The sequence below is a fragment of the Microbispora sp. H10949 genome (assembly GCF_014161435.1).
GTDB lineage: Bacteria > Actinomycetota > Actinomycetes > Streptosporangiales > Streptosporangiaceae > Microbispora > Microbispora triticiradicis.
In genome coordinates, this window is the sequence record NZ_JABBWZ010000020.1 from 1 (window position 1) to 24,962 (window position 24,962).

Sequence of the window (24,962 nt, forward strand, 5' to 3'; positions counted from 1 at the left end):
GCCCCCGCCGCCCCCGCCGCCCCCGCCGGGAGCCGGCGGCCCCGTCCCCGCCGGTCCCTGCTCGTCCGGCTGCGCCCCGTCCTCGTCTTCGGCGTCGCGCTGAGCGGGATGTTCGCCACCGGCGTGCGCACGTACCACGCGGTGCCCGGCGAGGTGCTGTACCCGCTGAAGCGGGTGGCCGAGTCGACGGTGCTCGTCCTGGCTTACGACGAGAAGGACCGGGCGGAGCGGGAGATGGCCGCGGCCCGGCTGCGGGCGGCCGAGACCGCCTCGCTGATCGGCGAGGCCGCCCCCGACCGCCGCCGGCTGATCGCCCAGACGCTCGACGACATGGAGACGAAGACCAGGGCCGCGCTGACCCGCGTGGCGCTGCGGGGCCATGCCGACGGCGAGGCGCGGCGGTTCGCGCGTCAGCAGCGCAAGGTGGTGGAGCCGCTGCTGCCGAAACTCGACGGGGAGAATCGCGACAAGGCCACGCAGTACCTGCGTTACATCGACACTTTCACGGCTTCCGGACGCTGACACGTCATGTCCCGCTCACGTTGGGGACGGTGTCCGCCGGTTAAGCTGATGAGCCATGAGGCGGCTATTGCGACGGAGGGAAGCGGCGGAGATCGCCGGTGAGGTGGCCGCCGCCGCGGCGGTGTCCGCCCCCGAGGTCGTGCCTGATCTGACCGCGGCGGCGTTCTTCGACGTCGACAACACCATGATGCGCGGCGCCTCCATCTACCACTTCGCGCGCGGGCTCGCCTCGCGGGGCCTGTTCACCACCCGCGACCTGGCGAAGTTCGCGGTCGGGCAGGCGTGGTTTCGCGTCCGGGGCAACGAGAACCCCGAGCACATCGCCAGGGCCAAGGAGATGGCCCTCGCCTTCGTCGCGGGGCTCAAGGTGGACGAGGTCGTCCGGCTGGGCGAGGAGATCTACGACGACGTGATGGCCGACCGCGTGTGGGCGGGCACCCGCGCGCTGGCCCAGGCGCATCTCGACGCCGGGCAGCGGGTGTGGCTGGTCACCGCGACCCCGGTGGAGCTGGCCCGGGTCATCGCGCAGCGGCTCGGGCTCACCGGCGCGCTCGGCACGGTCGCCGAGACCGCCGACGGCGCCTACACCGGGCGGCTGGTCGGCGACCTGCTGCACGGCCCGGCCAAGGCCGAGGCCGTACGGGCGCTGGCCCGGCGCGAGGGCCTCGACCTCGCCCGGTGCTCGGCCTACAGCGACTCGTCCAACGACCTGCCGATGCTCTCGCTCGTGGGTCACCCGTACGCCATCAACCCCGACAGCGAGCTACGCGAGCACGCCAGGGACAACGGCTGGGAGACCCGCGACTTCCGGACCGGCCGGAAGGCGACCATGATCGGGCTGCCGATCGCGGCGACGGCGGGGGCCATAGCGGGCGGCGTCGCCGCCGGCATCGCGCTGCGCCGCCACTACCGCTCCACCCTCTGACGCCCGGGCCGGAACCGCGAGACCGGCCGTCAGATCGGGGGGAACGCGGCCCCCCGGCGCAGCCGCAGGGCGTCGAGCCGCCGCTGCATGGTCTCCCGGACGTGGTCGGTGAGGTCGAAGACCACCGCGGGGTCGTCGGCCTCCTCCGGGTCGTAGGAGTCGGTGCGGACCGGCTCGCCGAACTCGATGAGCCACTTCGACGGCAGCGGGACCAGGCCGAGCGGCCCGAGCCAGGGGAACAGCGGCGTGATCGGGAGGTACGGCAGGCCGAGCAGGCGCGCGAGCGAGGGGACGTCCCCGATCTTGGGATAGATCTCCTCCGCGCCGACGATCGCACATGGGACGATCGGTACACCGGCCCTGATCGCCGAGGCGACGAACCCGCCCCGGCCGAACCTCTGCAGCCGGTAGCGATCGGAGAACGGCTTGCCGATGCCCTTGAAGCCCTCGGGGAAGACGCCGACGACCTCACCCTTGCGCAGCAGGCGGTCGGCGTCCTCGGGGCAGGCGAGCGTGTGCCCCGACTTGCGGGCGAGATGCCCGAGCACGGGGAGCTGGTAGACCAGGTGGGCGCCGAGGAGGCGCAGCGGCCGGCCCAGCTCGTCGTTCACCGCGACCTGGAGCATGAGCGCGTCCACCGGCAGCGTGCCGGAGTGGTTGGCCACGATCAGGGCCCCGGCGTCGGCCGGCACGTTCTCCAGGCCGAGGGTCTCGGTCCTGAACCAGTGCCGGTACAACGGGCGCAGCGCCTCCAGCAGCACCCGGTCGTTCAGCTCGGGATCGAAGCCGAACTCGTCGACCTCGTAGTCGCCGGTGATCCTGCGGCGCAGAAAGGCGAACAGCTCCGCGAGCCGCTCGCCGGAGTCGTCGCCGCTCCCGGGGTCGGCCGGGCGGCCGTTCCCGGCCGCGCGCCGGTCCTGGAAGTCGTTCATCGGGTCACCGCTTCGTCACGAGGCCGGCCAGCCAGTCGACCGCGGCGAGCGGCAGGTGACCGGGGCCGCCCCGGGACCGCAGGAAGTCGTCGAACGCCGCCGCCGTGCCGTACTTCGGGCGCCAGCCGAGCTCGGCGGTGAGCCTGGCGGTGTCCACCGCGCGGCCGTGGCTCATCAGCGTGAGCTGCTCGGGCGAGAAGTCGACCAGCCGGGCGCCCCTGGCCAGCCCGCCGACCAGGCGGAAGGCCGGGGACGGCAGCGGGACCACCGGCCGGCCCGTGCGCCGCGCGCACTGCGACAGCAGCAGGACGCCGTCGCCCGCCACGTTGAACACGCCGGGGTGGTCCGTCCCGGCCGTACGGCACAGCGCCTCGACGGCGTCGTCCTCGTGGACGAACTGCAGCCGCGGATCGAAGCCGAGCACGGTGGGCAGCACGGGCTGCGAGAAGTAGCGCGTGAGCGGCGAGTCGACGCCGGGCCCCATGAGGTTGGCGAACCGCAGCGTGGTCGTCGTCACGTCGGGCCGCCGCCGGGCGAAGCCCCGGACGTACGTCTCGACCTCCGTGGCGTCCCTGGCGTACCCGTGGTGCGCCACCTCGACGGGCTCGGTGTCCTCCGTGAACACGGCCGGAGCGTGCGGCGAGGAGCCGTACACGGCCGTGGTGGAGCGCACGACCACGCGGCGCACCGTGGCGGAGCGCTGGCAGGCCGCGAGCAACTGCATCGTGCCGATGACGTTGTGCTCCTTCATGGCCGGCCGGCCACCGCCCGTCCCGCCGGCCCGGTGGTCTCCACGGCCGCTGCCGCTGACCAGGCTGAGGTGCACGACCGTGTCGACGTCGGCGTCCCGGATGACCCGAGCCAGGTCCGGGCCGCGCAGCGCGACACGGACGAACTCGGCGCGGCCGAGCACCGGGCAGTCCTGCCCGCCGTCCCGCCCACGAAGGGGTGGCGGCGGCTCGGTGTCCACGCCGATGACGCGGTCGATCTCCGGATCGCCCGCGAGCGCGGCCGCCACACGGGCGCCGATGTGACCGCGGACACCGGTGACCAGCACGGTACGAGTCATCGACGCCTCGCCGGGGGTGTGCGTGTGCGTGTTCGACGGTCGCCCGGTCCCTCGGGACCGGTGCGCGCTCCGTCTCGGCTACTTCTTGTTACGCCGCTGGATGCGGGTCTTCTTCAGCAGCTTGCGGTGCTTCTTCTTGGCCATGCGCTTGCGGCGCTTCTTGATCACAGAGCCCACGGGACCCCCAGGTGAAGGTGGTGACAGTCGAACCGGCGCGCGAGCGCACACCGGCTCAACAGACTACCGGCGATCCACGGTAGATCGCTCCCCCGGGGGACCCCGCGTCGGGCGGGGGCCGGCCACGCCGCCGTCAAGCGTGGTCGTCCGAGGGCGTTCAACCCGCTTCGATGAACGCGTCCCGCAAGTAGTCGTGCACCGCCTGCTCGGGCACTCTGAAGGACCGGCCGACACGGATGGCCGGTAACTCGCCCGAGTGCACGAGCCGGTACACCGTCATCTTGGACACCCGCATGACGGTCGCCACCTCGGCCACCGTCAAGAACTTCACCTCGCTGAGAGGTCTTTCGCCTGCACCCATCGGACGCCTCTTCCGCACGTGTTTCCGGGTTATCCCCACTGGTGCCATCGCTCACGCACGTGTACTGCCGTCAGCGTAAGTCCGGACTCCGAGTAGGCAAACCCCCCATTCCATCATCAGCGGAGCCGTGTGCCGTCAAAATCGGGAAAGTCGCTGGCAGCAGCAGGGCCGTGCCCCTCGCCTCAATCTTGGAACGGACCAACTTCTCTCACATAAGAGTCGCCCAGGATCAGAAAAAAGTTGGCAACCGCCCGACACACCGGTGCAAAAGCGGGCGCGAAATGCCCGATTTGGGAGGTCCGTAAGGGTGTCAGAGGCTACGGGCGATGCGCGCGATCAGATACGAGGTCAACGGGGCGTAGTGCCGGGGAAGCACGTTGTCGTCGAGCGGGACGCTGACGGCGATCTTGCCCTCCGCCTCCCCCACGAACAGCGCGGGGTCGTTGCTGTCGGCGAAGCCCACCGTCTCGACCCCGGCCTCGCCCGCCGCCCCCGCCCAGCCGTGATCGGCGATCACCAGGTCGGGGCGCTCCTCGGCCAGCATCGCCCGCATCGGGTGCGGGTCGTGGGTGTGCACGAACGTGCCGCGGTCCTCCAGCATCGCCACGCCGTCGAGGTAGCGGATGCGCCTGCGGCGGCCGAGCCCGCCGACGTACGTCCACCCCTCCGCGGGGGACAGCAGGGTCGCCCCGTTCCCGGCCGCGAACCTGGCCAGGGCGAGGTGGACGGTGAGCAGGCCGGTGGGGTGGCCGGTGGCCACGACGATCCGGGCCGAGCCACGCCGCAGGACCTTGGCGACCCGGTCCCCCATCTCCTCCACCGCGTCGATGGTCCGATCGGGGTCGATGGTGTCCTGGCCCTCGCGGTGGCCGGGGTCGGCCGCCACCCCGGCCCGGTCGGCCATCAGCCGCAGCACGTCGTGGTAGGACCACTCGCCCTCGAAGGTGAGCCCGAAGAGGTAGTGCGGGTCGCGCAGCGCGAGCGACCGGTAGTGATCGAGGTTGTTCTCCCGGCTGGTGGCGACGTCGCCGGCGATGGCGGTCCGTACGAGGTGCTCGCGCAGTTCGGCCCGGGAGGGCGAGGCCGGGGACGGCGGGGAGGAGGATCGGGAGGACGGCGGGGAGGACGGTCGGGTCACGACTGCTACAGCGCTCCTCGGCTCGGCGCAATTCCGGACATGTCAGGGCATGGGATCCAGGCCGTGGAAGGGGAACACCGCCTTCCTGGTCGCTACGACGGCCCGGTCGACGGCGTCGGCTGGATCGTACCCTTCGGAGAAGTCACGCCACTGTGGGTGCCGCCCGTCGGTCATCCGCAACGGCGGGACCTCTCCGGTCCGTTCCGTCACGTACGTCCGCCAGGCCTCCGGCGTGGCGGTGCCGGGGTCGACGGGACTCCCGGCGGCCTCGGCGATCAGGTGCGTCCAGGCTCTCGGCACGACCTGGACGAGTTCGTAGCCCCCGCCGCCCAGCGCGATCCAGCGTCCGCCCGCGGTCTCGTGGGCCAGCCGGTGCAGCGCGGCGTACGTCGTGCGCTGCCCGTCGAGGCTGAGCATGAGGTGCGCCAGCGGGTCGAGTGCGTGGCTGTCGCATCCCTGCTGGGTGACCAGGACCTGCGGCCGGAAGTGCCGCAGCAACGGCGGGACGACCGCGTGGAAGGCCCGTAGCCACCCGGCGTCGCCGCAGCCCGCCGGCAGCGCGACGTTGACCGCGGTGCCCTCGGCGCCCGTCTCGTGCGGGAACCCGGTGCCGGGGAAGAGCGTGCGCGGGCTCTCGTGCAGGCTGATCGTGAGCACCCGGGGATCGTCGTGGAACGCCGCCTGCACGCCGTCGCCGTGGTGCACGTCCACGTCCACGTACGCGACGCGGGACGCGCCGTGCGACAGCAGCCACGCGATCGCCACCGCCGGGTCGTTGTAGACGCAGAAGCCGCTGGCGGCGCCGGGCATCGCGTGGTGCAGGCCTCCCGCGACGTTCACCGCGTGCTCGGCCGTACCGTCCCACACGGCCCTGGCGGCGGCCAGCGTGGCCCCGGTGACCAGCGCGGACGCCTCGTGCACCCCGGCGAAGGCGGGGTTGTCCTCGGTGCCGAGCCCGTACCGCAGGTCGGGGCGGCCGTCCCGGGAGACGGTCTTGACCGCCTCGATGTAGTCCCGCTTGTGGACCAGCGCGATCTCGTCGTCGGTGGCGGGGACGCAGCCGGTCGTCTCGACCGTGTCGAGCACGCCCATCTCGCGGGCGAGCGCCATGGTGAGCTCGACGCGCACGGGCGCGAGGGGGTGGCCGGGCCCGAAGTCGTACGTGACCAGGGCGTCGTCCCAGACGACCCGCACCGCCCGGCTCATGCGGCGACGCCATCGCAGTGACTCATACCAGAACGTTATCGCCCGTACCCGAACCTTGACGCCGTCGCTCCGGCTCGTGTCCGGGCCTCGTGCGTGACCGTCACAGCGGGGCCCCGCCTCGCCCGTGCGTCACGGCTCGCGCGTACGGCCCTCAGCCGGAGGCGAGACGGCGGCTGCGCTCGCAGGCGGCCTCGATCGCGTCGAGGAACGCGGCCCTGACCTTGTGCCGTTCCAGCTCGGCGATGGCGGCGATCGTGGTGCCTCCGGGCGAGGTCACGGCCTCGCGCAGGATCACCGGGTGCTCCCCCGAGTCGCGCAGCATGATCGCGGCGCCGACGATCGACTGGGTGACCATGTCGAGGGCGGCGGCGCGCGGCATGCCCAGCAGGATCCCGGCGTCGACCATCGCCTCGACGAGGTAGAAGAAGTACGCCGGGCCGCTGCCGGACAGCGCGGTGGCGGCGTCCTGCTGCGCCTCCGGGATGCGCAGCACCTTGCCCACCGGGCTGAGCAGCGCCTCGGTGCGCCTGAGGTGCTCCTCGGAGGCGTGCGCCCCGGCCGAGATGACGCTCATGGCCTCGTCGACCAGGACGGGCGTGTTCGACATGACGCGGACGACCGCCACGCCGTCCCCGAGCCTGGTCTCCACGAAGGCGGTCGTGATGCCGGCGGCGACGGAGATCACCAGCCGGTCGGCGGGCACGTGCGGAGCGATCTCGGCCAGCAGCGCGCCCATGTCCTGCGGCTTGACGGCGAGGATGAGCGTCTCGGCCAGCTTGGCGGCCTCGGCGTTGCCCGCCACCCGCACGCCGTACCGCTCGCGCAGCGCCTCGGCCCGCTCGGGCCTGCGGGCCGTCGCCACGATCTCGTCCGGCCGCAGACCGGCGCGTACCAGCCCGGAGAGCAGGGCCTCGCCCATCTTTCCGGTCCCGAGGATCGCGATCATCCCTGTGCCTTCCTGTACTCGCCGGGATCTGCGCGCAGCTTACCGATCCCGCCGGAGGAGCGTGTCGCGGCCCGGCGGCCTCCGACACCTCGCGTCATCCCATGCCCACCACAAATGTTGCGGTTTTGCATCCAAGTGACGGCAAGTGTCGCTTTACTACTCTTTTGCCCGGATGATCGGCCGAGGGTGTCCATGAATCGGCTCCATCGACGGGGCCACCGGCGCCGAAGGGGTGCACGTGAAGAAGATCCTCGTTGCGCTGGCCGCCGCTGGCCTGGGTCTGAGCGGCGTGCTGGCCGCGTCGCCCGCGGCCGGCGCACCCCCGGGCGCCGAGCACGCGCCGCCGGCTCCCGCGCCGCAGTGGACCCAGTGCGAGGGCCTGCCCACGGGCGTCGAGTGCACGAAGATCGAGGTCCCCCTGGACTACGGCCGTCCCAAGGGCGAGAAGATCAAGATCGCGGTCTCCCGCAGGAAGGCGACGGACACGGCCCACTACCAGGGCGTGATCCTGTTCAACCCCGGCGGCCCCGGCGGCAGCGGCCTCGCGTACCCGGCGGTCATGCAGACGCGGCTGGGGCCCACGCTCGCCGCGCAGTACGACCTGATCGGCTTCGACCCGCGCGGCGTCGGCTCCAGCGAGCCCTCGCTGAGCTGCGACCCGCACTTCGCCGACCCGGTGCGGCCCGACTACGTGCCCGCGAACATCACCGAGGAGCTGGCCTGGGCCCAGCGCTCCCGGAACTACGCGGAGGCGTGCGGCCGGATCTACGGCGACCTGCTCAAGAACATGACCACGGCCGACGCGGCCAACGACATGGACCAGATCCGCAGGGCCCTCGGCCAGGAGCAGATCAGCTACGTCGGCTACTCCTACGGCACCTACCTCGGCGCGACGTACGCGACGCTGTTCCCGAACAGGGTCCGCCGGCTCGTGCTGGACAGCATCGTCAACCCCTCGCGGGTGTGGTACGAGGCCAACATCGACCAGAACCACGCGTTCGAGGGCCGCGCCAAGGACTTCTTCGCCTGGATCGCCCAGTACGACTCGACCTACCACCTCGGCACCACCGGCGACGAGGTGGAGAAGGCGTTCTACGCGGCCCGCGCCAAGCTGAAGGACACCCCGGCGGAGGGCCGGGTCGGGCCGGACGAGTTCGACGACACCTACCTGGCGGGCGGCTACCTCAAGAGCCGCTGGCCGCTGCTCGCGGACGCGCTGTCCCGGTACCTGACCGCCGGTGAGGCGGCTCCGCTCCTCGCCGCCTACGGCACGTACGGCGACTCCAGCGGCGACGACAACACCTTCGCCGTCTACTCCGCGGTCGAGTGCTCCGACGCGAGCTGGCCGCGCGACTGGCCCAGGTGGCACCGCGACATGTGGCAGTCGTACCGCGCCGCGCCCTTCCTGAGCTGGGGCAACGCCTGGTTCAACGCGCAGTGCGCCTTCTGGCCGGTGCGCGCGGCGCACGAGCAGCGGATCGACGGCCGGCTCATCAAGAACGCGCTGTTCTTCCAGGACACCAAGGACGGCGCCACGCCGTACGAGGGCGGGGTCGAGATGCACAGGCGCTTCCCGAACTCGCGCCTCGTCGTCATGGACGGCGGCGGCAACCACGGCCTGACCGGACGGGGCAACGCCTGCGTCGACGACGCCTGGAAGGCCTACCTGACCGACGGCACGCTGCCCGCGAGCCGTCCGGGGCCGGACCTGCACTGCGCGCCGTTCGCCGACCCGGTTCCGCCGGCCCGGGCCGCCGCGCTGAACGCGACGCCGACGCAGATCGACGACTGGGTGCCCGGCGAACGCTGACCTCTCCCGGCCCACCCCCCGATACACCCCCCACGGCGAGCCCCCGGCCTGTGACAGGCCGGGGGCCCGTCCGTCTCCGGGCGCCGCTTCACGGCGTACGGCGGCGCAGCGTCACGGCGCCGAGGAGGAGCGCGAGCACGGCCGACCCGGCGACCAGGGCCACGTCGCGCCAGAACTCGCCGCCCGGGCCGGTGTCCGCGCAGGCGTGCGCCATGGCCTCGATCGCGTACGACATGGGCAGGACGTCGGAGATCCATTCGAGCACGGGCGTCATCCGGCCGCGGGGCACGAGGATCCCCCCGAGCAGCACCTGGGGGATCATGACGACCGGCATCAGCTGCACGGCCTGGAACTCCGTACGGGCGAACGCGCTGCACAGCAGGCCGAGCGCGGTGCCGAGCAGGGCGTCGAGCAGCGCGACGAGCACCAGCGGCCACAGGGGGCCCGGGATCTCCAGGCCGAGCCAGGTGAGGGAGACCGCCAGCGCCAGCGCCACCTGGACGCAGGCCGCCAGGCCGAAGGCGAGGCCGTACCCGAGCAGGAGGTCGAGCCGCCCGAGCGGCATCGCCATGAGCCGCTCCAGCGTCCCCGACGTACGCTCGCGCAGGGTGGCGATCGAGGTGACGAGGAACATCACCAGGAACGGGAACACGCACAGCAGGACCGGAGCGAACCGGCCGAACGCCCGCTCGTCGTCGATCACGTAGTAGAGCAGGATCATCACCAGCGTCGGCACGAGCACCATCAGCGCGACGGTGCGCCTGTCGTGGCGGAGCTGGGTCAGGATGCGGCGCGCGGTGGCGAGAGTGATCACGAGGCTCATGCCGCGGCCCTCTCGGCGATCAGGCGCAGGAACGCCTTCTCCAGATCGGACGTGCGGGTGCGCCCCCGCAGCCCGTCGGGGGTGTCGTCGGCGAGGATCTCCCCCTGGCGCAGCACGACCAGCCGCTCGCAGCGCGCGGCCTCGTCCATGACGTGGCTGGAGACGAGGAGCGTCGCGCCGCGCTCGGCGAGGCGGTGGAACAGCGCCCACAGCTCCTGCCGCAGCACCGGGTCGAGCCCGACGGTCGGCTCGTCGAGCACGAGCAGTTCGGGCCGGCCGAGCATGGCCACCGCGAGCCCGGCCCGGTTGAGCTGACCGCCGGAGAGGGTGGCGCCGAGCTGGTGGGCGGCGTCCGCGAGTCCCACCTCGGCCAGCACCCGCTCGGGGTCGTCCTTCGGCGCCCCGAGCACGGCGGCGAAGTAGCGGAGGTTCTCCAGCACCGTCAGGTCGCGGTAGACGGCCGGGCTCTGGGTCGAGTAGCCGATCCTGCGCCGCAGGCCCGCGCTCCCGGCGGGCTCGCCGAGCACGGTCACCTCCCCGCCTGAGACGACCTGGACCCCGACGACCGCCCGCATCAGCGTCGTCTTGCCGCAGCCGCTCGGCCCGAGCAGCCCGGTGACCTGACCTCGGGGCACCTCGAAGGTCAGCCCGTGCAGCACTTCCGCCCTACCTCTGGACACCCGCAGACCGCGTACGGCGACCGCGGGAGCCGATAAATTCATCATGTGATGAAATTAAGCCCACGCAGCCCGGCCCGTCAATGAACCACCGGCGCTTGACAGCCGTGTAAGGGACATGAGAAAGCTCTGGCTCGTGGCCCTCCTGTTCCTGGCGGTCGCCTGCGGAGGGGCGTCCTCCACCTCGGCCCACCCCGAGCAGCCGGAGGGCTCGCCCTCCGGCGCCGGGACGGGTCCCCAGTCGGCTCCGGCTCCGGTCGTCCCGCCGGGGGCCGGGACCGTCGCGCCCGGCGCCTCCGCGTCCCCCGTGACCCCGGCGGGGCCCACCCTGAACACGCGCGCGGTCCCGTGGGAGAGCGCCACACCCGCGGACGGCGGCCGCTCTCTCGACGTCGTGTGGTGGTCGGGTGTGGAGCCCTGCCAGGTGCTCGACCACGTCGACGTGAAGGAGACCGTGCGCGAGGTGACGGTCACCGTGTACGAGGGGCAGGACCGGCGCTCCCCCGACGCCGTCTGCATCGCGATCGCCATCCGGAAGACCACGCAGGTGCGGCTCGAGTCCCCTCTGGGCGACCGGAAGGTGGTGGACGGCGCAAAGTAAGGCAAAGCCGGGCCGTGAGCTTCGCCCTGGATGGGGCAGGCGCGGACGTGGTGCGGGATCGCGGATGCGGGGACTAAATCCGCGCGCCCCGGGGTTGAGCCTCGTAGACTCAAGACGTTTGACAGGAACCCGGATCGGGTCCATCATTTGAGTCTGACCGACTCAACTTTGACTACAAGGACGTACTCATGGCACGTGCGGTAGGTATCGACCTGGGGACGACCAACTCCGTCGTCTCGATTCTCGAGGGCGGCGAGCCCACGGTCATCGCGAACGCGCAGGGGTCGCGGACCACGCCGTCCGTGGTCGCGTTCGCGAAGAACGGAGAGGTCCTCGTCGGCGAGGTGGCCAAGCGGCAGGCGGTGACCAACGTCGACCGCACCATCCGCTCGGTCAAGCGTGAGATGGGCACGAACTGGACCGTCGAGATCGACGGCAAGAAGTTCACGCCCCAGCAGATCAGCGCTTTCGTCCTGCAGAAGCTCAAGCAGGACGCGGAGGCGTACCTGGGCGAGAAGATCACCGACGCGGTGATCACCGTTCCCGCCTACTTCAACGACTCGCAGCGGCAGGCCACCAAGGAGGCCGGCCAGATCGCGGGCCTCAACGTGCTGCGCATCATCAACGAGCCCACCTCCGCGGCCCTGGCCTACGGCCTGGACAAGGAGAAGGACCAGACCATCCTGGTCTTCGACCTCGGCGGCGGCACCTTCGACGTGTCCCTGCTCGACGTCGGCCAGGAGGACGGGCACGGGTTCGTCGAGGTCAAGGCGACCAGCGGTGACAACCACCTCGGCGGCGACGACTGGGACCAGCGCGTCGTCGACGAACTGGTGACCCGCTTCAAGAACGCGCACGGGGTCGACCTGGCCAAGGACAAGATGGCCCTCCAGCGCCTGCGCGAGGCGGCCGAGAAGGCGAAGATCGAACTGTCGGCGCAGACCGAGACCACGATCAACCTGCCCTACATCACCGCCTCCTCCGAGGGCCCGCTGCACCTGGAGGAGAAGCTGACCCGGGCGGAGTTCCAGCGGATCACCGCCGACCTGCTCGAACGCTGCAAGGGCCCCTTCCACCAGGTCATCAAGGACGCCGGCGTCAAGGTCTCCGACATCGCCCACGTCGTGCTGGTCGGCGGCTCGACCCGCATGCCGGCCGTCTCCGAGCTGGTCAAGGAGCTGACCGGCGGCAAGGAGCCCAACAAGGGCGTGAACCCGGACGAGGTCGTCGCCATCGGCGCCGCGCTCCAGGCCGGTGTCCTCAAGGGCGAGGTCAAGGACGTCCTGCTGCTCGACGTGACCCCGCTGAGCCTCGGCATCGAGACCAAGGGCGGGATCTTCACCAAGATCATCGAGCGCAACACGACGATCCCGACCAAGCGCTCGGAGGTCTTCACCACGGCCGAGGACAACCAGCCGTCGGTGCAGATCCAGGTCTACCAGGGCGAGCGTGAGATCGCGGCGTACAACAAGAAGCTAGCCACCTTCGAGCTGACCGGCATCGCCCCGGCCCCGCGTGGCATCCCGCAGATCGAGGTCACCTTCGACATCGACGCCAACGGCATCGTGAACGTGTCGGCGAAGGACCTCGGCACGGGCAAGGAGCAGTCGATGACCATCACCGGCGGCTCGGCCCTGGGCAAGGACGACATCGAGCGGATGATGCGCGAGGCGGAGTCCTACGCCGAGGACGACCGGAAGCGCCGCGAGGACGCCGAGGTCCGCAACAACGCGGACGCGCTGGCCTACCAGACGGAGAAGTTCCTCCGCGAGAACGACGACAAGGTCCCGGCCGACGTGAAGACCGAGGTCAACGACTCCCTCGCCGAGCTGAAGAAGGCGCTGGAGGGCACCGACACGGCCGTCATCCGCGACTCCGCCGAGAAGCTCGCGACCGTCAGCCAGAAGATGGGCTCGGCGATCTACGCCCAGTCCCAGGCGGCCGGAGCCGAGGGCGCCGCGCCCGGCGCGGACGCCGGTGCGGGCGGCCAGCAGGCCAAGGCCGACGAGGACGTCGTCGAGGCCGAGATCGTCGACGACGAGCGGGAGGGCGGCACCAAGTGAGCCCGCGTGAGAACGGTTCCGGGGAGGAGCCGGTGATCCGCGACAACCGCAAGATCGACCCGGAGACCGGCAGGGCCCGTGAGGCCACCACGGCGGACGACGGCGTGGCGCAGGAGGAGTCCTCCTCCGTCGCCCAGGAGCCGGAGGCCGTGGCGGCCGACGGGTCCGCCGCGGACCTGCTCGCCGAGCGCACCGCCGATCTCCAGCGCCTGCAGGCGGAGTTCAGCAACTACCGCAAGCGGGTCGAGCGCGACCGGATCACCGTCAAGGAGCAGGCCGTCGCGAGCGTGCTCACCGAGTTGCTGCCGGTGCTCGACGACATCGGGCGCGCCCGCGACCACGGCGAGCTCACCGGCGGCTTCGCGAAGGTGAGCGAGTCGCTGGAGGCGGCCGTCGGCAAGCTGGGCCTGGCCACGTACGGCACGAAGGGCGACCCCTTCGACCCGACCGTGCACGAGGCCCTGCTGCACAGCTACTCGGCGGAGGTGACGGAGCCGACGTGCGTCGAGATCCTCCAGCCGGGCTACCGGATCAACGACCGGATCCTGCGCCCGGCCCGGGTGGCCGTCGCCGAGCCGAGCGAGGAGGAGGCGCCGCGCGACGCGGCGGACGACTCCGGCGCCGCCGATGGATCCGACGAGAACTGAACAGCCCGGGGTCTCTCCCGATCGGGAAGGATCGGGAGAGACCTCAGTCACTCCCCTTTCGTGTGAAGGAAGCGATAGATGAGCACCAAGGACTACTTGGAAAAGGACTACTACGCCGTCCTTGGTGTGCCCAAGACCGCGAGCGCCGAGGAAATCAAGAAGGCGTACCGCAAGCTCGCCCGGCAGTACCACCCCGACGCGAACCCCGGCAACAAGCAGACCGAGGAGAAGTTCAAGGAGGTCTCCGCGGCCTACGACGTGCTCTCCGACGCCAAGCGGCGCAAGGAGTACGACGAGGCGCGCACGCTCTTCGGGTCCGGCGTGGGCGGGTTCACCGGCGCGGGTGGCCAGCGGCCAGGCGGCGGCAGCTTCAACTTCGACCTCGGCGACCTGTTCGGGGGCTCGGGTTCGGGCGAACGGATCGGGGACCTCTTCGGCGGGCTGTTCAACCGGGGCGGCGGCCCGCGCACGACCACCACCACCGGCCGGCCACGGCGCGGCCAGGACGTCGAGTCCGAGGTGACGCTCGCCTTCGGCGAGGCGGTCGACGGCACCACGGTGTCGCTCCGGCTCACCAGTTCGTCCGCCTGCGCGGCCTGCGGCGGCACGGGGGCGAAGGCCGGCACCACGCCGAGGGTCTGCCCGACCTGCGAGGGAACCGGGGCCGCCAGCCGCAACCTCGGCAACTTCGCCTTCTCCGAGCCGTGCCGCGACTGCCGCGGCCGGGGCCTGGTGGTCGACGACCCCTGCCCCGTCTGTGAGGGCAGCGGGCGCGGCAAGAGCACCCGCACGATCCAGGCGCGCATTCCCGCCGGGGTCGGCGACGGCCAGCGCATCAGGATCAAGGGCAAGGGCGCGCCGGGTGAGAACGGCGGCCCGGCGGGCGACCTCTACGTTCTGGTGCACGTGAAGCCGCACCCGGTGTTCGGCCGCAGCGGGGAGAACCTGACCGTCACGGTCCCCGTCACCTTCCCCGAGGCCGCGCTCGGCGCCGAGATCAAGGTGCCGACGCTCAAGGGCATGCCGGTGACCCTCCGAATCCCCGAGGGCACGCCGAACGGGCGGACCTTCCGGGTGCGCGGGCGCGGGGCCCCGCGCAAGGACGGCACCAAGGCCGATCTGCTGGTCACCGTCCAGGTGATGGTGCCGCAGAACCTGGACGACAAGGCCCGCGCGGCCCTTGAGGAGTTCAGGAACGCGACCGAGGGGCCGGACCTCCGCGAAGAGCTGATCAAGCAGGCCAGAAGCGAGTGAGCCGATGGATGCCAGGTTTTTCGACATCTCCGACGACACACCTGTCTATGTGATCTCCGTGGCCGCCCAGCTGTCCGGGCTGCATCCGCAGACGCTCCGCCAGTACGACCGGCTCGGCCTCGTCAGCCCCGGCCGTACGGCGGGGCGGGGACGGCTGTACTCCACCCGGGACATCGTGCTGCTGCGCGAGGTCCAGCGGCTCTCCCAGGAGCACGGCATCAACCTCGCCGGCATCAAGCGCATTCTCGAACTGGAGACGGAGAATCTGCGCCTGCGCGAGGAGGTCACGCGGCTGCGGGGTGAGCTCACGATGGTGCGGGCCCTGGTCCGCTACGAACTGCCACCTGCCTGAACCTGCCACCTGCCTTAACGGGGAATCGAGGCATCGTCATATGGACTACAAGTTCACCCAGAAAAGCCAGGAGGCCCTGTCGGCGGCCGTGCGCCGCGCCGCGGCCGACGGCAATCCCGAGGTGGCGCCCGCCCACCTCCTGACGACCCTGCTGGCGCAGAACGGCGGCATCGCCGCCTCGCTGCTGCAGGCCGTCGGCGCGGACCCGGCGAGGCTGCGCGCCCAGGCCGAGGAACTGCTGAGCCGGCTGCCCAAGGCGCAGGGCTCCACCGTGAGCGCGCCGTCCAGCTCCCGCCAGCTGCTGACCGTGATCAACACGGCCGCCCAGCGGGCCAAGCAGCTCGAAGACGAGTACGTCTCGACCGAGCACCTGCTGGTCGGGCTGGCGACCGACGGAGGACAGGTCGCCGACCTGCTGAAGGGCGTGGGCGCGACCCCCGACGCGCTGCTGGAGGCGTTCGAGAAGGTCCGCGGGCACGCGCGGGTGACCAGCGAGACGCCGGAGGACACCTACCAGGCGCTGGAGAAGTACGGCGTCGACCTCACCGAGGCGGCGAGGGCGGGCAAGCTCGACCCGGTCATCGGTCGCGACAGCGAGATCCGCCGGGTCGTCCAGGTGCTGTCGCGCCGCACCAAGAACAACCCCGTGCTGATCGGCGAGCCCGGCGTCGGCAAGACCGCCGTGGTGGAGGGCCTCGCCCAGCGGATCGTCGCGGGTGACGTGCCCGAGAGCCTGCGCAACAAGCGTCTCGTGGCGCTCGACCTCGGCGCGATGGTCGCGGGCGCGAAGTACCGCGGCGAGTTCGAGGAGCGCCTCAAGGCCGTGCTCACCGAGATCAAGGAGAGCAACGGCCAGATCGTGACGTTCATCGACGAGCTGCACACGATGGTCGGCGCGGGCGCGGCCGAGGGCGCGATGGACGCGGGCAACATGCTCAAGCCCATGCTGGCCCGCGGCGAGCTGCGGATGATCGGCGCCACCACGCTCGACGAGTACCGCGAGCGCATCGAGAAGGACCCGGCGCTGGAGCGGCGCTTCCAGCAGGTCTACGTCGGCGAGCCGACCGTCGAGGACACGATCGCGATCCTGCGCGGGCTCAAGGGCCGTTACGAGGCCCACCACCAGGTGCAGATCTCCGACAGCGCGCTGGTCGCCGCCGCGACGCTCTCCGACCGCTACATCACCGCGCGCTACCTGCCCGACAAGGCCATCGACCTGGTGGACGAGTCGATGTCGCGGCTGCGCATGGAGATCGACTCGCGGCCGGTGGAGATCGACCAGCTCCAGCGGAGCGTGGACCGCCTGAAGATGGAGGAGCTCGCGCTCGCGAAGGAGACCGACGAGGCGAGCCGCCAGCGCCTGGAGAAGCTCCGCGAGGAGCTGGCCAACCGCCAGGAGGACCTCAACGCTCTGGTCAGCCGGTGGGAGCGGGAGAAGGCCGGCCTCAACAAGGTCGGCGAGCTGAAGAAGCAGCTCGACGAGGCACGTGGCGCGGCCGAGCGGGCCCAGCGCGACGGCGACTTCGAGGCCGCGTCCCGGCTCATGTACGGCGACGTGCCCCGCCTGGAGAAGGAGCTCGCCGAGGCCACCAGGGCCGCCGAGTCGGCGGAGGCCGAGGCCGAGCCGATGGTGAAGGAGGAGGTCGGCCCCGACGACATCGCCGAGGTCATCTCCTCGTGGACCGGCATCCCCGCCGGGCGGCTGCTGGAGGGCGAGACCGCCAAGCTGCTGCGGATGGAGGACGAGCTCGGAAGGCGCCTCATCGGCCAGCGCGAGGCCGTGCAGGCCGTCTCCGACGCCGTACGGCGGGCCCGGGCCGGCATCGCCGACCCCGACCGGCCGACCGGCTCCTTCCTGTTCCTCGGCCCGACCGGCGTCGGCAAGACCGAACTGGCCAAGGCGCTCGCCGAGTTCCTGTTCGACGACGAGCGGGCCATGACCCGCATCGACATGAGCGAGTACGGCGAGAAGCACAGCGTCGCCCGGCTGGTGGGCGCGCCGCCCGGTTACGTCGGGTACGAGGAGGGCGGCCAGCTCACCGAGGCCGTACGGCGCAGGCCGTACACGGTGGTGCTGCTGGACGAGATCGAGAAGGCCCACCCCGAGGTCTTCGACATCCTGCTCCAGGTGCTCGACGACGGCCGGCTCACCGACGGGCAGGGCCGCACGGTCGACTTCCGCAACACCATCCTGATCCTCACCTCGAACATCGGCTCGCAGTTCCTCGTCGATCCCACGATGGAGGGCGAGAGCAAGCGCGAGGCGGTGCTGAACGCGGTGCGGGCCTCGTTCAAGCCCGAGTTCCTCAACCGGCTCGACGACATCATCGTGTTCGACGCGCTGGGCACCGAGGAGCTGTCGCAGATCGTGGACCTGCAGGTCGCCAGGCTCGCCAAGAGGCTGTCCGACCGGCGACTGAGGCTGACGGTCACCCCCGCCGCCCGGGACTGGCTCGCGCTGACCGGCTACGACCCGCTGTACGGCGCGCGTCCGCTGCGCCGCCTGATCCAGTCGGCGATCGGCGACCGGCTCGCCAAGGAACTGCTGTCGGGAGCCATCCGGGACGGCGACGAGGTAATCGTCGACATCGACGAGGCGGGAGACACGCTGAAGATCGGGCCCGCTCGGTAAGGTCTTCTCCACCATTGCGGCAAGCGCGCCCCGCCCTTTTCCCTCGCTGCTACGTTCGGCGTTCGTCGGACTACCGTACGCGATCAGGGGGACGTGGATGTCCAGGACATCACGAAGTATTCGAGGGCGGTGCGCGGCGCTCGCGGCGGTCACCGCCGGAGTGAGCTGGCTGACCTGGGGCACGGCGATGGCGAAGGACGGCGCGTCGTCCGACGCCTGCCGTCCCCGAAACCACGACGTCACAGGCCACGACGTCACGGGCCGCGACGCCACGGGCCGCGACGCCACGGGCCATGACAGCACGGACCAGGGCGTCACGCGTCACGAGATCGCGCGGCGCGAGGCCACGGACCGGAACGTGAGGGGCGTTCCGGCCACCCTGGCCCCGGCGGCGGGCGTGCTGAGCATCGCGGACGCCGCCGGATCCGCCGCCGGGCAGGGGCACCGCTCGCTTCCCGGCAGGCCCGTCCCGGATCCGGCCGTTCCCGGGGTGGCCAAGCCCGTCCTGCCGGCCCTGACGGCTCCTCGGGCACTGCCGGGCACGTCCTCCGCCAGGGCGCTGACAGGCCTGGTGCCGAGGACCGGAAACGCACCGGCCGCCGGAGCCGCGCCGGTCCGCGTGCCCGGCACGGCCGGCGCGGGCGGCGGCCGCGCGGCGGGTGTTCCCGGCGCCGTCAGTGGCGCGACCGGTGTTCCCGGCGCGGCCGGCCGCGCGGCGGGTGTTCCCGGCGCCGTCGGCGGCGCTACTGGTGGTGTTCCGGGCGCGGTCGGCGGCGCGACCACCCCGGCGGCGGCCGGCATACCGGCGAGGTCTCTCCCCGTCGGCCTGGCCACCACTCCGTCAGCGGCGAAGCCGATCTCCGCCGGCACATCGGTCCTCCCGTCGTCGACGAAGCCGATATCCCTTGGCACGTCCGGGCTTCCGTCGGCCACGAAGCCGCTCGCCGCGGGCGCCTCGGCCCTCTCGTCGCCCGCGAGGTCGCTCACGGTACCGGCGGCGACCGTGGCGGGGTCGCGTGTGCCGGCCGCCGCGCCTGTCGCGAACTCCGGCACGCTGCTTCCCGCCAGGAGCGCCGTTCCGCTCCTCGCCGTCGCGCCCGCCAGGCCCAGCGCCTCGGACGCGGCCTGCCCGCCGCAGGCGCCGCAAGGACTACGCGGCGAGCCGGCCGAGCAGGAGCGGGTGCGTCCCCTCACCGAGGGGCGGCCGCGGGCGCGTCGGCACCCGAGGCCGGAGGAAGATGCGGGCAACGCCGGCGGGCAGAGCCGCGCCGCCCACAACACCGCCGCCCACGACACCGCCGCCCACAACCCGGTCGCCCACAACCCCGCGGGGCAGAACCCTGCCGGGCAGGGGTCCGCCGCACGCCCCGCCGAGCAGGCCGGACTGACGCCGCAGAGCAGCACCGTCAGCACCAGTTCCCAGAGCGGCGCCTCCGGTCAGGAGCAGACCACCGAGACCTTCCCACGCAAGCACCCGCACCGCAGGCACCATCCCCACAAGCAGGACGGGACGCCGGAGCAGGCCGCGAACCAGGCGGGCCGGCCGGCGAGCGCGGCCCAGGAGGACACCGGGACGGCGACCGAGCGGAAGAACGGCGCCGGGCACAGGCGTCAGCGCGACGACGCCGCCGCACCGGCCCAGGCCGGAAGGCCGCAGGCCGCCGGCCAGGACAGAACGGGGCAGGGCAAGGCAGGACAGGGCAAGTCAGCACCGGGCAAGTCAGCACAGGGCAGGAAAATCGCACCGGCCGTCCAGCCTGAGACGGTGGGCGGCAGGCGCGTTCCGCGTCTCCAGCCGCGCGAGTACCCCCGGGCCGCCGCGCACCCGCAGGGCGGCGACATCACCACCCCCGCCGCCCTCACCAGGGCGACGGGCACGCACGGGGTGACCGACTTCGCCGCCGCGACCGGGAACAGGATCCTGCCCTGACCCGGCACACGACAAAGGGGGCCGTGACACACGGCCCCTTTCTCGTTCCCGGGATGCCGGAGCTCTCAGGGGACCACCACGGATTCGTCGCCGGTGCTCGGATGCGGGCGGTCGGCGGCTCAGCGGGTGATGTCGAGAAGGGCGTCGAGGTCGTCCTCGGGCAGCCCGAGATCGACCCGGATGCGGTAGCGGGTGCGCAGCAGCGAGTCGCGGATGCCCGAACCGGTGGGGCCGCAGGCGCGGATGCCTTCGGTGGCCCAGTCGTGCGCCGCCTCCGCGTCGCCGTACGCGACCAGGGTCTCGGCGATGGTGAGCGCGGTGGCCGGGTTCCAGTCACCCGCCCGGATCGCCGCGATCATCGCTCTGGCCTCGTCCGGCCGGTCCAGCTCGAACAGGGTGTCGGCGATGCCGGCACGTGGATCCACCTGCACCTCACCCCCGTCCTCGATGGCGCTCTGGTAGCGGTCCAGCGCGGCGGCCGGCTGGCCGGCCTGGCGCCACTCCTCCGCCGCGAGCATGAGGATCGCCGCCCTCGACATCTCGCCCGACTCGTACCCCTGGGCCAGCGCGTCGAGGCGACGGGCGAGGGCACCGTGGTCATCGAGCAGCAGGGCCTGTTCGAGCAGACGGTCCACCTGCTCATTTGTCACATGTGCCACAGTGCCGAGGCTACCGACCCGAGCCTCGTTTCGCAGGGCAACGCCAGGCATTGACGAAGCAACGATTAGTAGACCTTCCACTACTATGCGCTTTTCTCTGCAGATAGACGGGCATATCGCACCACGCCTGCGCATTCGAGCCCTGGCGAGGAGCGTCCAGCATGTCCAAGCGAGTGATCCTGACTCTCGCCTCCGCAACGGTGCTCGCCGCCGTGGTCCCGGGTGTCGCCGGTTACCTCACGGCGCAGTACGAGGCGCTCGGTCAGGCTCGCGCCGAACTCGCCCGGCTGCAGGCGCAGTTGCGGATGATGGAGCTCACGATCGAGCCCGCGGCGCTGCGGTGCCGCGCCGGTGAGTCCGGTGGGCGATCCCCGCTTCAGGTGGACGACGACGACGCGCGCCAGCTCATGATCCCCCCGCGCACCCACACCCGCTCGTGGCAGAACACTGCGTACGTGCCGGGCAACTCGCCGGGGCTGCTGCCCTCCATCGAGGCGCCCGGCATCACCGGCCCCCGTGTCACAGGCCCCGGCACCGTCGACCTCCGCGCGATCTACCCCCGGGCCGTCGATCCGCGCGTCATGACCGGGCCCCAGGCTCCGTCCGAGCCCGCCCGTCCAGGGGAGTGAGTCACCGCCGGCGCGACTCGGCGGCGGCGAGCTGCCGCGAGAGGTATCCGCGCACGAGTTGCTTGGCCTCGGTCACGATCACGGGGTCGCCGTGCGGGTCATGGCGGAAGGCGAGTTTGAGCACCGCGTCCCCGGCCTCCACCGCGACGAGAATGGCACGGTCCAAATCCTCGCCGTCGGCGAGCCCGAATTCCGTCAGCAGCAGCGCGCGGAGGCGTCCGGCGATCACCGTGCTGTTGTCCGCGACGGAGTCGAGCAGGTCGAGGTCGAAGACGTCGCCGAAGTGCAACGAGCGGAAACCCGGCACGCTCCGGTGCATCTCGACGTACTCGTCGATGATGGCGTCGACCGCGTCCCACCAGCCCGTGTAGTCCTCGATCATGAAGCGGCGCCCGACCCGCGCGGCGAACAACTCGGCGTTGCGCCGGGCGAGCGCCTGGCTGAGTGCCCGCTTGTCGGGGAAGAACTGGTAGACCGAGCCGATGGCCACCCCGGCCCGCTCGGCGACCCGGGTGGTCGTGAGGGCGTCGTACCCGCCCTCGTCGAGCAGTTCCGCGCAGGCGTCGAGCATCCGCTCCACCCTGCGGACGCTACGACGCTGCGCGGGCCGCCGCCGCAGCGGCTCTCCGGCGTGCGACGAGCGCGGCGACATGCTCTCACCACCCCTGGGACCCCGGCCTTCGACGACGGGATCACCAATCTCCGACACCACCCGGCTGGACATCCACCCATCTTGCCTGTTTCGGGGTCCGCGGTCAGGGCTTAGCGGCCACTCGCCGGAAATGCGGCAAGATTCCGGTGCCGCCGCCGTCACGAGTCCTGCGGCGCGGCCGACAGGCCGGTGCAGCCGCGCAGCGCCCGGTACGCGCCGACCGCCTGCTCCCTGGCGCCGCCGGTGACCGGAACGGGCACACCGCCGTTGATCCGGGCGGGGGTCCACTGGTCCTTGAGGACCTTCCTCCCGTTGATGGTCAGGGTCAGCACGCCGGTCGTGCCGGTCTGCGGACCCCAGTTGTAGAAGGCGAAATTGCCGAGGCCGTACTGCACGTACGCCTGGCCGGAGTAGCCGCCGCCCAGCAGGATGTGCGCGTGGCTGCCCACCACGACGTCGGCTCCCGCCTCCACGAGCTTGTCCGCCAGGCCGCGCTGCACGGGTGTCGGGCACTTGACCAGTTCCGTGCCCCAGTGGAGGAACACGATGACGGTGTCGCTGTTCTTGCGGGCCTGCCGTACGGCGCGCAGGATGCGCGGCTCGTTCTTGGCGGAGGCGAGCCCGCCCTTGTCACCCGCGGCGGTCCAGGACTGGATGAACTGCTCGTCGAGCACCTGGGTCGCGCCGATGATCGACACGCGGTTGCCGTTGACCGTCCTGCGGTACGGCCGGTACGCCTCGGTCTCGTTCGCGCCGATGCCGACGACCGGGAACTTCGACGACTTGATGGCGGCCAGCGTGTCGCGCAGGCCGCTCTCCATGTAGTCCATGCCGTGGTTGTTGGCCATCGTCACGACGTCCACCCCGGCGGCCTTGAGAGCGGTGAACGCCGTCGCCGGGGCGCGGAAGGTGAACTGCTTGCCCGGCGCGGGCGTGCCGCCGGTGGTGATGGCGGTCTCGAGGTTGAGCGCGGTGAGGTTCGACCTGCGCAGCACGGCGGCGATCGGGCCGAGCGCGGTGCGCGGGTCGGCGTTCAGCCGGTTGCGCAGCACGCCCTCGAAGTGCACGTCCCCCGCGAAGGAGATCGTGTAGGGCCGCCGCTGCGGCTTGGGGGAGGACGACGCGGAGGTGGTCGTCGTCTCCTGCCGCTCCTGCCGCGACGCGCCGGGAACGGACTCGCTCTCCGCCGCGCTGCAGCCGGCGACGAGGAGGGAGGACGCGAGGAGGGTGAACAAGGCCGGGGCGAGGGGAAGACGTCTCACGGCACCTGAGCATGCCATCTCCCGCCGTCTCGCGGAGGACGCGTTCCGGTTCCGCCCGCGCGTCCCGCGGATTCTCGCCGAGACTCCGCCGCCCCGAGTACGACTCGCGTACGGCTCGCGCCCGCGCGGGACGCGGGCCGTACGCGGGCCCGTGACCGGTTGGAGAACCGATCAGAGAAACCGGTCGGAGAAACCGGTCAGAGGTCGAACTCGCCGTCCTTGACGCCGCCGACGAAAGCGTCCCATTCGGCGGGCGTGAAAACGAGCGCCGGACCATCCTGGTTCTTGCTGTCGCGTACGCCGACGTGGCCGCCCGGCAGGACGGCCACCTCCACGCAGGCGCAGTTGTTAGAGCTCCGGCTGCTCTTCCACCAGGCGGCGCCGGACAGGTCAATCGAGTTCATAAAAGGTGTTCTCTCCCCCCGGAGATTCTCACGCGCGGATTTCCGGGGCGGTCTTGGGGCTCTATCGCCAATGACGGACAGTTTTTTCCAAAAGCCTGCGGGAGTCGTCCACGTCAAGGGCCTTCGTCTCCAGGTAGTCGAATGCCACCTCGTACCGGTAGACGATTGTCTCGTCCTCGACCAGACGCCCGCCCAGGAGTGCCTCCAGGTACACGACGTCATGGAATTCGGGCAGTTTGAGGTGGCTGAACGCTCCGGTGTTGATCGGGTGGGCCGCGTCGAGCGGGAGGATCCGCAACTCGACGTTCGGCAGCTCAGACACCTCGATCAACCGCCCGAGCTGCTCCCGCATCACCTCGTTGCCGCCGAACCGGCGCAGCAGGACCGACTCCTCGACGACGGCCGAGATGGCCAGCGGATTGTCCACCCGCAGAACCGCCTGCTGGCGGGCCATCCGGACCTCGATCCGGCTGCGGACGCCGCCCGGCGCCTCCAGGGTGCTCCGCTGCCCGCTCTCCATCATGGCGCGGACGTACGCCTCGGTCTGAAACAGACCCGGCACCACCTGGGGTTCCCAGTCGCGTGCCGCTGTGGCTTCGGCCTCCAGGCCAAGGAACGTCGTGTATTCCTTGGGCAGGGAGTCGCGATAGTCCTCCCACCAGCCCTTCCGGGTCGCGTCCCGGTGCAGGGCGAGCAGCTCTTGGCGTTGGCGCGAATCTACCATGTAGATCACCAGAAGCGCCTCAACGTCGCTCTCGCGAGGCGAGGTGCGCGCCGTCTCGATTCTGCTGATCTTCGCCGCGGACCAGCCGAGCCGGGTCGCGACCTGGTCGCCGGTCATGTCGGCGCGCTCGCGCAGCCGGCGCAGTTCCTGCCCCAGCCGCCGCCGCCGGACGGTGGGACTGCCGTGCTCGGGCATCCCGGCCGACCTCCTTCGTCCGGTGGGGCGGGCGCGCGGGTGCGGAGCGCCCTGTCCGAAGATACCTCGCCCGCTCATGCAAGTTGCACTGAAAATTGCACTGCATCAGCGGAAGATTGTTGCGGATTTCTTTTCGCCAACTATTGCAGCGGAATGTGAACTGGGTCACGATCGATACGGGAAAGGTCTCCCGGACGGTGGGGACGCCGGCGGTCGCCGGCGGAATGCTCCGGAGCCCTGTTTCCACCCGGGGCACGCGCCCGGCCCGTTTCAAGGCAGGGGCGCCGGCCGCCTCGGGTGCGCGTGACGACGGGAGGCATCCGGGCCAGCGGGATTTCGACACCCGGCCGTGCGAGGCCGGCGCTCGCGCCA

Annotated in this window: 25 protein-coding genes; 11 read left to right on the forward strand and 14 right to left on the reverse strand. The window is 71.5% G+C overall.

Annotated features, from left to right (window positions below):
• Together HHX40_RS34095 and HHX40_RS34100 are read left to right on the forward strand one after the other, a co-directional pair.
• Positions 1-522, forward strand: a 522-nt coding sequence (locus HHX40_RS34095; RefSeq protein ID WP_220499933.1) for a DUF5667 domain-containing protein, incomplete at its 5' end; no start/stop codon positions are given.
• A gap of 55 nt (positions 523-577) precedes the next feature.
• Positions 578-1,447 carry an HAD family hydrolase gene (locus tag HHX40_RS34100; protein ID WP_182883855.1) on the forward strand — a complete coding sequence of 290 codons (870 nt, stop codon included), beginning with the start codon at positions 578-580 and terminating at the stop codon, positions 1,445-1,447.
• A gap of 29 nt (positions 1,448-1,476) precedes the next feature.
• Here HHX40_RS34100 and HHX40_RS34105 read toward each other — a convergent pair whose 3' ends face one another.
• The 7 genes from HHX40_RS34105 to proC form a co-directional block, all read right to left on the reverse strand.
• Complete coding sequence (locus tag HHX40_RS34105; RefSeq protein ID WP_182883856.1) at positions 1,477-2,379, reverse strand: lysophospholipid acyltransferase family protein; 903 nt, start codon at positions 2,377-2,379, stop codon at positions 1,477-1,479.
• 4 nt (positions 2,380-2,383) lie between these two features.
• Positions 2,384-3,448 carry an NAD-dependent epimerase/dehydratase family protein gene (locus HHX40_RS34110; protein ID WP_182883857.1) on the reverse strand — a complete coding sequence of 355 codons (1,065 nt, stop codon included), beginning with the start codon at positions 3,446-3,448 and terminating at the stop codon, positions 2,384-2,386.
• Positions 3,449-3,526: 78 nt separating this feature from the next.
• A complete protein-coding gene (locus HHX40_RS34115; RefSeq protein WP_018654693.1) occupies positions 3,527-3,625 on the reverse strand; it encodes a 30S ribosomal protein bS22 in 99 nt (32 codons plus the stop codon).
• 157 nt (positions 3,626-3,782) lie between these two features.
• A complete protein-coding gene (locus HHX40_RS34120) occupies positions 3,783-3,986 on the reverse strand; it encodes a helix-turn-helix domain-containing protein (RefSeq protein ID WP_030456159.1) in 204 nt (67 codons plus the stop codon).
• Between the two features lie 310 nt (positions 3,987-4,296).
• Entirely contained in the window at positions 4,297-5,124 is an 828-nt protein-coding gene (locus HHX40_RS34125; protein ID WP_182883858.1) for a phosphatase, read from the reverse strand.
• A 42-nt stretch (positions 5,125-5,166) separates the two neighbouring features.
• Positions 5,167-6,330 carry an acetoin utilization protein AcuC gene (locus tag HHX40_RS34130; RefSeq protein WP_182883859.1) on the reverse strand — a complete coding sequence of 388 codons (1,164 nt, stop codon included), beginning with the start codon at positions 6,328-6,330 and terminating at the stop codon, positions 5,167-5,169.
• A gap of 151 nt (positions 6,331-6,481) precedes the next feature.
• Entirely contained in the window at positions 6,482-7,276 is a 795-nt protein-coding gene (proC, locus tag HHX40_RS34135; RefSeq protein WP_117409144.1) for a pyrroline-5-carboxylate reductase, read from the reverse strand.
• Positions 7,277-7,514: 238 nt separating this feature from the next.
• On the opposite strand from proC, the gene HHX40_RS34140 reads away from it, so the two are divergent.
• A complete protein-coding gene (locus HHX40_RS34140) occupies positions 7,515-9,086 on the forward strand; it encodes an alpha/beta hydrolase (protein ID WP_182883860.1) in 1,572 nt (523 codons plus the stop codon).
• 88 nt (positions 9,087-9,174) lie between these two features.
• Here HHX40_RS34140 and HHX40_RS34145 read toward each other — a convergent pair whose 3' ends face one another.
• Together HHX40_RS34145 and HHX40_RS34150 are read right to left on the reverse strand one after the other, a co-directional pair.
• Entirely contained in the window at positions 9,175-9,909 is a 735-nt protein-coding gene (locus HHX40_RS34145) for an ABC transporter permease (protein WP_182883861.1), read from the reverse strand.
• Positions 9,906-10,634 carry an ABC transporter ATP-binding protein gene (locus HHX40_RS34150; RefSeq protein ID WP_182883862.1) on the reverse strand — a complete coding sequence of 243 codons (729 nt, stop codon included), beginning with the start codon at positions 10,632-10,634 and terminating at the stop codon, positions 9,906-9,908. The genes HHX40_RS34145 and HHX40_RS34150 overlap by 4 nt, the downstream gene beginning before the upstream one ends.
• 70 nt (positions 10,635-10,704) lie before the next feature.
• Between HHX40_RS34150 and HHX40_RS34155 the strand changes: the two genes are divergently transcribed.
• The 7 genes from HHX40_RS34155 (at position 10,705) to HHX40_RS34185 (ending at position 20,065) form a co-directional block, all read left to right on the forward strand.
• Entirely contained in the window at positions 10,705-11,187 is a 483-nt protein-coding gene (locus tag HHX40_RS34155) for a hypothetical protein (RefSeq protein ID WP_182883863.1), read from the forward strand.
• Between the two features lie 188 nt (positions 11,188-11,375).
• Positions 11,376-13,250: a molecular chaperone DnaK gene (dnaK, locus tag HHX40_RS34160; RefSeq protein ID WP_117409139.1), complete on the forward strand. Its 1,875-nt coding sequence runs from the start codon at positions 11,376-11,378 to the stop codon at positions 13,248-13,250.
• Entirely contained in the window at positions 13,247-13,897 is a 651-nt protein-coding gene (gene grpE / locus HHX40_RS34165) for a nucleotide exchange factor GrpE (RefSeq protein ID WP_117409138.1), read from the forward strand. The genes dnaK and grpE overlap by 4 nt, the downstream gene beginning before the upstream one ends.
• A 78-nt stretch (positions 13,898-13,975) precedes the next feature.
• Entirely contained in the window at positions 13,976-15,151 is a 1,176-nt protein-coding gene (gene dnaJ / locus HHX40_RS34170) for a molecular chaperone DnaJ (RefSeq protein WP_117409137.1), read from the forward strand.
• A gap of 4 nt (positions 15,152-15,155) precedes the next feature.
• The gene (locus HHX40_RS34175; protein WP_117409136.1) at positions 15,156-15,503 is read left to right on the forward strand and encodes a heat shock protein transcriptional repressor HspR; all 348 of its coding nucleotides are present in this window, start codon (positions 15,156-15,158) and stop codon (positions 15,501-15,503) included.
• 40 nt (positions 15,504-15,543) lie between these two features.
• Complete coding sequence (clpB, locus tag HHX40_RS34180; RefSeq protein ID WP_182872907.1) at positions 15,544-18,135, forward strand: ATP-dependent chaperone ClpB; 2,592 nt, start codon at positions 15,544-15,546, stop codon at positions 18,133-18,135.
• Positions 18,136-18,232: 97 nt separating this feature from the next.
• The gene (locus tag HHX40_RS34185; protein ID WP_182883864.1) at positions 18,233-20,065 is read left to right on the forward strand and encodes a hypothetical protein; all 1,833 of its coding nucleotides are present in this window, start codon (positions 18,233-18,235) and stop codon (positions 20,063-20,065) included.
• A gap of 119 nt (positions 20,066-20,184) precedes the next feature.
• On the opposite strand, the gene HHX40_RS34190 is transcribed toward HHX40_RS34185, so the two are convergent.
• Positions 20,185-20,724 carry a tetratricopeptide repeat protein gene (locus tag HHX40_RS34190; protein ID WP_310738397.1) on the reverse strand — a complete coding sequence of 180 codons (540 nt, stop codon included), beginning with the start codon at positions 20,722-20,724 and terminating at the stop codon, positions 20,185-20,187.
• A 161-nt stretch (positions 20,725-20,885) separates the two neighbouring features.
• Between HHX40_RS34190 and HHX40_RS34195 the strand changes: the two genes are divergently transcribed.
• On the forward strand, positions 20,886-21,353 hold the full coding sequence (locus HHX40_RS34195) for a hypothetical protein (protein WP_182883865.1): 468 nt from the start codon (positions 20,886-20,888) through the stop codon (positions 21,351-21,353).
• A gap of 1 nt (position 21,354) precedes the next feature.
• Here the strand turns inward: HHX40_RS34195 and HHX40_RS34200 are convergent, their stop codons facing one another.
• The 4 genes from HHX40_RS34200 to HHX40_RS34215 form a co-directional block, all read right to left on the reverse strand.
• Positions 21,355-22,005: a TetR family transcriptional regulator gene (locus HHX40_RS34200; RefSeq protein ID WP_117409131.1), complete on the reverse strand. Its 651-nt coding sequence runs from the start codon at positions 22,003-22,005 to the stop codon at positions 21,355-21,357.
• Between the two features lie 158 nt (positions 22,006-22,163).
• Positions 22,164-23,285 (reverse strand): CapA family protein, encoded by a 1,122-nt coding sequence (locus tag HHX40_RS34205; protein WP_182883866.1) that lies wholly within the window; start codon positions 23,283-23,285, stop codon positions 22,164-22,166.
• A 179-nt stretch (positions 23,286-23,464) separates the two neighbouring features.
• The gene (locus HHX40_RS34210) at positions 23,465-23,671 is read right to left on the reverse strand and encodes a DUF397 domain-containing protein (protein ID WP_117409129.1); all 207 of its coding nucleotides are present in this window, start codon (positions 23,669-23,671) and stop codon (positions 23,465-23,467) included.
• Between the two features lie 61 nt (positions 23,672-23,732).
• Positions 23,733-24,590, reverse strand: a complete 858-nt coding sequence (locus HHX40_RS34215; RefSeq protein ID WP_117409128.1) for a helix-turn-helix domain-containing protein — start codon at positions 24,588-24,590, stop codon at positions 23,733-23,735.
• Between the last annotated feature and the right edge of the window lie 372 nt (positions 24,591-24,962).